Source organism: Nakamurella sp., from assembly GCF_048594475.1.
GTDB lineage: Bacteria > Actinomycetota > Actinomycetes > Mycobacteriales > Nakamurellaceae > Nakamurella.
This window is the reverse complement of the sequence record NZ_JBMDXT010000246.1, coordinates 1-9,068: the sequence shown is the minus strand read 5'-3', so window position 1 is coordinate 9,068 and position 9,068 is coordinate 1. Positions and strand designations below refer to the sequence as shown.

Sequence of the window (9,068 nt, the reverse complement as noted above, 5' to 3'; positions counted from 1 at the left end):
CGACCCGGACCCGCTCACCGAGCACCCGCCTACACTCGAACCCCGCCGGCCCAGACCCCGGCCCGCCGCACCGATCCCGCCGCACCCGACCCCGCCCCCGCCGCCCCCGAAGACCCTCACCCGCTCACCGAGCACCAGCCTTCACTCGAACCCGGCCAGCCCAGCCACAAGCCCGCCGCACCGATCCCGCCGCACCCGAACCCGCCCCGCCGCCGCCGACCGAAGCCCTACACCCGCTCACCGAGCACCGGCCTTCACTCGGCGCCGGGCACCCGCCGGCGAGAGGTCATCCGTCGAACGCGGGCACGGCGGCAGCCACCTCGACCCGCGACCGCAGTCCGGTCTTCTCCAGGATGTGGGACACGTGCGACTGCACGGTGCGCGGTGAGACGAACAGGCGCGCGGCGATCTCGCGGTTGGTCAGCCCCTCGCGGACGAGGTCGGCGATCCGCCGCTCGGTGGCGGTCAGCGCGTCCCACCCGCCGGCCTGACTGCGGTGGGCCTGACGCGACCCGCGGCGCACACCGAGCAGCCGCATCCGGGCGAGCAACCGGTCCCGGTCGACGACGGCCCGGACCTGCTCGTAGCCCGCGACCGCCGCCTCCATCGCCGCGACCGCCCCGGGCCGGTCACCCGCCGCGGCCAGGGCACAGGCCAGCTCGTCCAGCGCCTGCCAGGACCGCCCGACGTACCCGCGGGCGGCGAAAACCTCATGGGCCCGCCGGATCCGGACCGGATCGGCGCGGGCGATCCCGCACACCATGTCCAGGACCCCGGGCGAGCACTCGCTCGGCGCGATCCGCTCGACGTCGGCGACGACCTGCTCGACCAGCGCCGGGCGCAGCCCGACCACCGCGAGCCGGACCACGTCGATCGCGAAGTCCTCGCCGCCCAACCCCGGCTGGGTGCGGACCCCGGCCCAGTAGCGTTCGGCCAGGTCGGTGGCCTCGACGACGCGCCCCTCCGCCTCGAGCAGGGAGATCTCGGCGACGTCGACGTCCCCGCGTCCGAACTGGGCGGGCAGTCGCCGGCTGCGGAAGTCCTCCAGCCGCCGGCGGGCGGCCCGCACCTGGCCACGCCGGGCATCGATGTCGATGCGCTCGCCGATGGTGATCGAGATCCAGCCCGTCCCGGTCTCCTCGGCCGTCTCCAGCGCGGCGTCGGCCTCGGCGACGGCGCCGTCCCAATCCCCGGCCGTCCAGGCCGCACCGGCCGCGACGGCCCCGAGGAACGGGTTGACCCACGGGCTGCCCAGCTGGGCCGCGGTCGCCCGGGCCTCGACGAGGGTGCCAACACTGGCCCGCGGGCCCTCCAGCTGCAGCCGGAACATCGCGGGCCACACCATCGCGGTCGACGCGACCAGCTCGCCCGGTTCGCCCGAGGCGAGCTCGGGCCACTCGGCGAACCGCCGCAGCGCCTGCCCGGGATCGCCGCGGACGTAGGCCAGGACGGCGGCGGTGAGCCGCAGCGACGTCTCCGCCGGCCGGTCGTCGGCGGCGCGGGTCACCCGGGTCAGTTCGTCGAGATCCTCCAGCTCGCCGAACCGGCCCCCGAGCAGCAGCACCCACTGCCGCTGCGCGAACAGGGCCCGGCGCACCGGCGGCGGGAGGCGCTCGATGGCCAGGGTGTGCCCGATGCTGACCAAGGCTCCGTCGACGTCGGCCCGGTTGATCTGCGAGGTGATGAGCACCCGCTGCAGTCCGGCGGCCACCGCCGGGTCCTTGATCCGGCCGATCCGCTCGAGCACCAGGCGCTCCGCCGCGGCCCCGCGCCCGGCGCGGAACAGCTCACGCGCCTGCTGCAGCAGACGTTCCTCGCCCGCCGGATCGTCGGGCGCCGTGAGTTCGTCGACGACCCGCAGCAGATCCGCCGCAACCTGCGGGGCGAAGCGGCCGCTCGCCTCCACGGCGCCGTTCAACGCCGCCAGCAGTTCCAGGTCCGGCCCGTCCCGGCGGGGCCGCGCGGCCTGGAGCAGGTGTTCGGCGACCGGAGCCGGCCCGGCGCCACGCTCGGTGAGCACCGCGGCCACCCGCCGATGCAGGCGGCGCCGGGTCGCCTCCGGGACCGCGTCGTAGGTGACCTCACGAAACAGATCATGGGTGAAATCGACTGATTGCCATGAGTTTTCGACCACGACGACCCCGGATCGGACCGCCCGGTCCAGGGCCGGGGCGAGCGCATCGGGGGTGCTGTAGAGCATCTCCGCCAGATCGTCCGGCGCGGCCGGCGTGCCCCAGACCGCCAGCGCCGCCAGCAGTTCGGTGGCCGTGTCGTCCAGTTCGGCCAGGTGGCCGCGGATCACCCCGTCCAGGGCGGCGGCGGGCACCGCCACGCCGGCCGCGACCTCCACCGCCTCGCCGGCCGGTCGCAATCCGTCCGACTCGACCAGGGCCCGGAGCACCTCGCCGACGAACAGCGGGTTGCCGCCGGCGGCGTCCAGCAGGTGTCGCAAGCGGGGTCCGGGCCAGCGGCCGGTCCGGTCGTGGACGAGCCGCTCGGTCATCATCCGGTCCAGCGGCGGCAGCTCGACGATGAGCCCCACCTGCCGCAGCAGCAGGTCGAGCTGGTCGGGCTGCGGGAAAGGCCGGGCCGACAGCACCACGGTCAGCGGCAGCGACCGGCCGGCCCAGACCAGGCGGCGCAGGCCGGCCAGGGAGGCGGCGTCCGCGTGATGGGCGTCGTCGACCCAGACCACCAGCGGGCCGCTCCCGCACAGTTCGTCGACGCGGTCGAACACCACGTCGGCCGGATCGTCGCCGGGCGGGGTCGGCCCGGTCAGCTGCCCGAGCACCGCGAAGGGCTCGTGGCGGCGCCGGTGGTCACCGGCGGCCCGCAACACCGTCACCGGGCCCGTCCCGGGCGCCGGTCCGTCGCCCGAGGGGCGATCGAGCGGATCGAGCAGGGACCGGATCAGGTGGGTCTTGCCGATGCCGGCCGGACCCAGCACGCACAGGCTGGTCCCGACCCGGTCCGCGGTGGCTGCGGCGATCCGGGCCCGCAGGCCCTCGACCACGGCAGAGCGATCCGGCGCACCGCGGTCACCACCCTGTCGCGCCATTGCCGAGCAGAGTAGTTGGCGCAGCGCCGGGCGGCAGACCTTCGGGTCAGGCGGCCGGAGCCGGGGCGGCGGGCACCGCGCGCGCCTGCGCGCGCACCTTCGCCGGATAGGTGGTGGTGAACTTGACCATCCCGACGATGACGACGATCGGGATCACCCAGTTGAGCAGCAGCTCACCAGTGCCCGGGCCGCCGACGCCGTCGCCGTACAGGTCGAGCGCCGCGACCAGCAGACTGCACACGCCCATGACGGCGATGGCCAGTCCCCAGGCGGCGCTCAGCACGCGGTTGATCCGGTTGAACGTGGGCGAACCCCAGTACGCGCGCGGCGTGGACTGCCGGGCGAAGCGTTCGGTGAACGGCGCGAACGGCACCAGCGCGAGGATGTACAACCCCAGGAACAGGCCGACACCCGGAACCGCCCACTGGTACAGCCAGGCGTCGACGTCGGGTCCACCGACGAATCCGACGACGGTGATCATGCTCAGCGGGATCAGCATGCCAACGGTGAGCACCGACGGCCGGACCGGACGCTGGGTGAGCGTCGTGCCCAGGACCAGCAGCACGCCGATCAGGCCGCTCCAGGCGACCGAATCGGCCGCGATGCGGTGTGCCAGGAACGAGAAGGCGATCCAGGGCAGGAATCCCAGGATCAGGGACAGTGGCTTCATGGTGGAACCTTTCGCACAGGAGTGGAGACGGGCGCCCGGCAGCGCCGCCGGAGTCGAACCGCCGGACGGCCGACGACCCGTCGGGATGAATGGTTTTCGTGACCGGAGCTCAGGCCGTCACGAGGACAGCCGCTCCGCGAGCCAGTCGAGCATCAGCCGGTTGGTCAGTTGCCGGCCCAGCGGCTCGCAGTGCCAGTTCGCGCCCTGGTCGGCGGTGAAGTCCAGGACCTGCTTCTCACCGGTGAGCGCCGCCGCGAGCTGCCGGCTCTGCCCGGGCCAGAACTGCTCGTCGGCCGGGTCGGTGATCAGCAGCGGCGTCCGGATCTGCCCCACAACACCCCTCAGGTTGTAGGCCATCACCTCGGTGAAGACGTCGAAGGGATCCTCCGCCAGTCCGAACGGCCGGGCCCGGAACCGGAAGGTGCGCTCGGCGTCCGGGTCCCCGGACATCTGCGCCATGTACCCGTTGAAGGTCTCCTTGTCGCCGCTGCGCAGCAGACCGACCAGCTCCGCAGGCAGGTGCCCGAGCCAGGAGGTGGACACGTCCATGACCCCGGGGTCGGCGACCGCGGCCACCAGGCGATGCTCGAACGCGAGCGCGCGGGGCAGCCAGTAGCCGGCCTGGCTCACCCCGTACCCGACCAACCGGGCGGCGTCCACGTCGTCCCGGGCGACGAGCGCGTCGAGCACGGGGGTCAGCACGGCCTCCCAATCCGGCCGGAACGGCACGCCCCGCTCGAACAGCATCGACTGCTGCCCCGGGCCGTCGTACACGAACACGTTCCAGCCCCGGGACAGGGCCTGCCCGGCGCCGCTGGAGATGAGGGCCGGCCGGGATCCGTCGCTGCCGTTGGTCATGACCAGCGTGGTCCGGGGCGCACCGGAGGCGTCCGGGCGCAGCAGCCAACCGGGCAGGGTGGCGCCCTCGTAGGGCACGTCGAGCCGGACGTGGGCGCCGGCCGCGGCGTCGATCCACCCCTGCCAGCAGGTCTCGGACGCGGCGAACGTCGGGCCGAGCACCGAGGTGTCCGCCAGACCGTCGAGGGCGCCCAGCGCCACGGCGAAGTAGTCGGCCGCGGCCAGAAACGCCCACCCGGCCGTCGCCCGGTGACCGGCGGCCGCCGCCGCGCCGGCCCGCACCTGCAGGTCGCGCGCGGTGGCCGACCACTGGTCGAACCAGGCCTGGGCACCGCCGTCGCCGATCCGGTCCAGGGTGGCCAGCACCAGGCCGACGTCGCCGACGCCCGTGGCCGCCCGACCGAGCGCGCAGCGCGCCTCGAAATCGAACCCCGCGTCCGCGTTGAAGGCGCCCGCCGCCGTCCAGACCATGTCTTCGCTCCTACCGATCGTCACCCGCCGGTTCCGGTGTCTCCGGAACGGCATGTGACGATCCTGTCCTCGACGCGCGCCGGAGACATCCGCACAGTGGCGGATATCCGGTGGCGGACATCCGGAGGACACTCAGGGGCAGACGGCCCGGGGGCGGATCATGCCGAGGCGGCCGGTCACGTCGTGCGAACGGCCGGTCAGAGCATCATGAGGGCGGCCACCCAGCCCCCGACGACGCCGACCGCCGAACCGGCGGCGAACCACCGCAGCACCGGCAGGTTCCGGGACAGCCACATCGCCGGGACCAGACCCCCGGCCACCAGCAGGTTCAGCACGACGGCGAGCAGCGGACGGTCGGCCAGCCCGGCCGACAGCACCCAGATCGCCACCCCGGCCAGCACGGCCGCGAACGCCGCGAGGGGCAGACCCGTGGCCCAGGGCGTCGGCTCGTTCGACTCCCGCCACTCGGCGACCCACGCCCAGTCGCGCTCGTCCCCGTCCCCGTCCCCGTCGTCCCCGTCCTCGTCGTCCCCGCCGTCCCCGTCGCCCTCGTCGTCGCGGCCGGCGTCGACATCAGCCCGCGGGCAGGCATCCGGGCCGGCGTCGTCGCGGCCTTCGCCACCGTCGATCCGACCGGAGTCCGCCCGCTCGCCCGGACCGGAGAGCACCCGGCCGTCCGCAGCGGAGTCCGGAGCCGGCTGCAGCGCGGCGCCGGCGGGCCGGTCCTCGGTCCCGGGCTCCGCCGGCGCGGTCGCGACGGAAGATTCGGCCACGACGGCGGCACCCTCGTCCGGGCCGACCACCCGCAACGTGGGCCGGCGGTCGCCGGCGTCCGGATCGGACCGGTCGGTCACCCCGTCACCCCCGTGATCGCCCTGCACCGCCCCAGTCTGCCCCAGCCGCGCGGGACCGGTGGCGCAGGGCGAACGGGCCGGGCGGCCGGCGACATCGGGCGGATCAGCCGGGCAGCGCGGCAAAGGCGATCGCCGCCGCGGTGGCCACGTTGAGCGAGTCGATGCCGCGATGCATCGGGATGCGCACCCGCACGTCGGCCGCATCCATCGCCGCAGCGGTCAGGCCGTGCCCCTCGGAGCCGACCAGCACGGCGATCCGCCCGTCCAACGGCGCGTCGGCCAGCCGGTACTCCCCGGCCGGAGTCATCGCCAGCAGCCGAAATCCGTGGCCGCGCAGCATCTCCACCCCCTCGTCCAGCCACGGCAACGGCGCGAAGGGCACGTGCAGCACCGTGCCCATCGACACGCGGACGCTGCGCCGGTAGAGCGGATCGGCGCAGCCCTCGCCGAGCAGGACCGCACCGATCCCCAGCCCGGCCGCATTCCGGAAAATCGACCCCAGGTTCTCGTGATCGCCGACGCCTTCCAGGACCGCCACGGAACGGACATTTGCCAGCAATTCCGCAGCGGCCGGGGGGACAATTCGGTCGGCCGTCGCCAGCACTCCGCGATTGAGGTGGAAACCGATCACCCGGGCCATCAGGTCGGCGTCGACGACGTAGAACGGAGCGTCGGACCCGGCCAGGTCGCCCGCCAGTTCCTCGTACCGGCGCGGCAGGCCCAGCAGCGCCCGCAGCGGATAGGGCGAGCCCAGCAGCCGGCGGACCACCACCGTGCCCTCGGCGATCACCAGGCCGCGTCCGCCGGGCCGGTCGGGCCGCCGGTCCGCCCGGGTCAGATCGCGGAAGTCGGCCAGGCGTGGATCCTGCGGATCGTCGATGCGGACGGCGTTGCTCACCGCACCATCTTCGACCGTCCGCCGAGCGCCGTTTGCACTGGTCATCCGGGTGTCGTCGGATCGACGACGCGACCCGGGGACGGGCCGGCCCTTCCCCGTTTCGGGTGACCGATCTCACAAAGTGTGACGGTCGTCACATAATTGGCGATTCGTTAGCCGGTTAGCAACTCCGCTGCTAACTTCGCGTCCGGGAGTTAACCGGGAGTCACTGCTGACATCCCCCGCGGGCGAGGAGAGCGCGATGCGCACGACCGATACGGCGCCACCGCCGACTTGATCCGGCGGTCTGCGGACGTCGCGGACGGCGGTCGCGGGCGCTGCCCGGTGCATGACCCTTCCGCCCGATTCCGACCCGCAATTGCAGTCTTCGTCACCCTTCGAGTGGCCCGGATGCGCCCCGCAACGGCGCGCCCGCGCCTAGGCTGGAATTGATGAACCATTCATGGTCCGAGTCCATGTCGCTCGGCGAGATGATTCGCCGACAGCGGGAAATGGCCTCGCTGCCGATGCGCCAGCTCGCCGCGATGGCCGGCATCTCCAACCCCTACCTGTCTCAGATCGAGCGCGGGTTGCGGGATCCGTCGGACCAGGTCCTCAACGCGATCGCCGACTCGTTGCAGATGTCCGCCGACTCGCTGCGACCGCCCACCCCGGAACCCGACCTGGACGAGGCGCCGCCGCCCGTCGTCGTCGCCATCCGGGCGGATCCCGATCTGACCACCCAGCAACGCAAGGCGCTGGAGGAGTCCTACCTGGCCTTCCGCCAGGTGACGTACGAACGCCGACGCATCAAGGGACGTCGCAACGGAGCGGCCCTGACCGAGAATTCCACCGCTGACCGAGGAGAACTCACATGACCGCTGCGGACGCCAAGCCGCTGGACCTGTCCTGGGACGAGGTGGGTCCCAAGGCGAAGCCGGCGCCCGAGTCCTCCCCGTGGGAGGACCTCGACCGGCGCGTGCGGGCCAGCATCTCCGAGGTCCTCAACCGGGCGGAGCGCACCTTCTCGGACACTCCGCTGGGCCGGCTCGACGCCGTCGCGGCGATCCCTGCGTTCACCCGCACCGCCCTGGCGCTGGCGACCCAGCCCAACCTGGCCCTGCAGGTCGGCACCCGGTACACCACCGGCATCCTCCGCGCGTGGGCCACCGCCGGCGCCCGGGCCGCCGGCGCCAAGGTCGACGGCCCGATCGAGGAGAAGCGGGACAAGCGCTTCGCCGACCCCGCATGGAAGGACAATGCGGCTTTCTGGCTGCTCCGCCAGGAGTACGAACTGTGGGAGCAGGCCCTGGAGGACCTGGTCGAGGGCGCGCCGATCGAGGACGCGCTGCGGGTCAAGGTCGCCTTCCTGACCCAGGCCATGGTCGACGCGGCCGCCCCGACCAACACCTTCGCCACCAACCCCGACGCCATGCGGCGGGCCATCGAGACCGGCGGCCTGTCGGTGATGAAGGGCGCCCAGAACTTCCTGCAGGACCTGGCCGACAACAACGGCATGCCCAGCCAGTACCGCAAGGGCGTCTACGAGGTGGGCAAGAACCTGGCCGTCACGCCGGGCCAGGTCGTGTTCCGCAACGACCTGATGGAGCTCATCCAGTACAGCCCCAGCACCGAGCAGACGTACGAGATCCCGCTGCTGTTCAGCCCGCCGTGGATCAACAAGTACTACATCATGGACCTGTCCCCCGGCCGCAGCCTCGTGCAGTGGGCGGTCGACCACGGCCACACGGTGTTCCTCATCAGCTACCGGAACCCGGACGAGTCGATGCGGTCGGTCGGCATGAACGACTACCTGCTCAACGGGCCGCTGACCGCCCTGGACGTGATCGAGGAGATCACCGGCCAGCCGAAGGTCAACCTGCTCGGCCTGTGCCTGGGCGGGACCCTGACCATGATCTCGCTGACCTACCTGGACGCGATCGGCAAGGACCGCATCAACAACGCGACCTTCCTGAACACGCTCACCGACTTCTCCCAGCCGGGCGCGCTGGGCGTCTTCACCGACGAGGTCAGCGTCAGCAAGCTCGAGCAGCAGATGAACCAGACCGGGTTCCTGCCCGCCGACAACATGGCCAAGACGTTCAACCTGATGCGGGGCAACGACCTCATCTGGAACTACGTGGTCAACAACTGGATGAAGGGCGAGGAGCCGCCGGCCTTCGACCTGCTCACCTGGAATGCCGATTCCACCCGGATGCCGGCCGTCATGCACTCCTTCTATCTGCGGTCGTGCTATCTGAAGAATCAGCTGGCCCGCGG

The 9,068-nt window shown here is 72.6% G+C and carries 7 protein-coding genes; 2 read left to right on the top strand and 5 right to left on the bottom strand.

The window, feature by feature from the left end:
• Positions 1-286 precede the first annotated feature (286 nt).
• The 5 genes from ACOJUF_RS11405 to ACOJUF_RS11385 form a co-directional block, all read right to left on the bottom strand.
• Positions 287-3,013: a LuxR C-terminal-related transcriptional regulator gene (locus ACOJUF_RS11405; protein ID WP_420121966.1), complete on the bottom strand. Its 2,727-nt coding sequence runs from the start codon at positions 3,011-3,013 to the stop codon at positions 287-289.
• Positions 3,014-3,104: 91 nt separating this feature from the next.
• Entirely contained in the window at positions 3,105-3,728 is a 624-nt protein-coding gene (locus tag ACOJUF_RS11400) for a hypothetical protein (RefSeq protein WP_420121965.1), read from the bottom strand.
• Between the two features lie 117 nt (positions 3,729-3,845).
• Positions 3,846-5,057, bottom strand: a complete 1,212-nt coding sequence (locus tag ACOJUF_RS11395) for an alpha/beta hydrolase family protein (RefSeq protein WP_420121964.1) — start codon at positions 5,055-5,057, stop codon at positions 3,846-3,848.
• 197 nt (positions 5,058-5,254) lie between these two features.
• Positions 5,255-5,911 (bottom strand): DUF2537 domain-containing protein, encoded by a 657-nt coding sequence (locus ACOJUF_RS11390; RefSeq protein ID WP_420121963.1) that lies wholly within the window; start codon positions 5,909-5,911, stop codon positions 5,255-5,257.
• Between the two features lie 103 nt (positions 5,912-6,014).
• Entirely contained in the window at positions 6,015-6,809 is a 795-nt protein-coding gene (locus ACOJUF_RS11385) for a TrmH family RNA methyltransferase (RefSeq protein ID WP_420121962.1), read from the bottom strand.
• A gap of 431 nt (positions 6,810-7,240) precedes the next feature.
• Between ACOJUF_RS11385 and ACOJUF_RS11380 the strand changes: the two genes are divergently transcribed.
• The gene (locus tag ACOJUF_RS11380) at positions 7,241-7,666 is read left to right on the top strand and encodes a helix-turn-helix domain-containing protein (RefSeq protein WP_420121961.1); all 426 of its coding nucleotides are present in this window, start codon (positions 7,241-7,243) and stop codon (positions 7,664-7,666) included.
• The coding region (locus ACOJUF_RS11375) for a PHA/PHB synthase family protein (protein ID WP_420121960.1) at positions 7,663-9,068 on the top strand (1,406 nt) is incomplete at its 3' end. The genes ACOJUF_RS11380 and ACOJUF_RS11375, both read left to right, overlap by 4 nt.

Bases quoted from the DNA above. Each gene is read 5' to 3' on its own strand.
- ACOJUF_RS11400 (WP_420121965.1), bottom strand. From the start codon at position 3,728: ATGAAGCCACTGTCCCTGATCCTGGGATTCCTGCCCTGGATCGCCTTC.
- ACOJUF_RS11395 (WP_420121964.1), bottom strand. From the start codon at position 5,057: ATGGTCTGGACGGCGGCGGGCGCCTTCAACGCGGACGCGGGGTTCGAT.
- ACOJUF_RS11380 (WP_420121961.1), top strand. From the start codon at position 7,241: ATGAACCATTCATGGTCCGAGTCCATGTCGCTCGGCGAGATGATTCGC.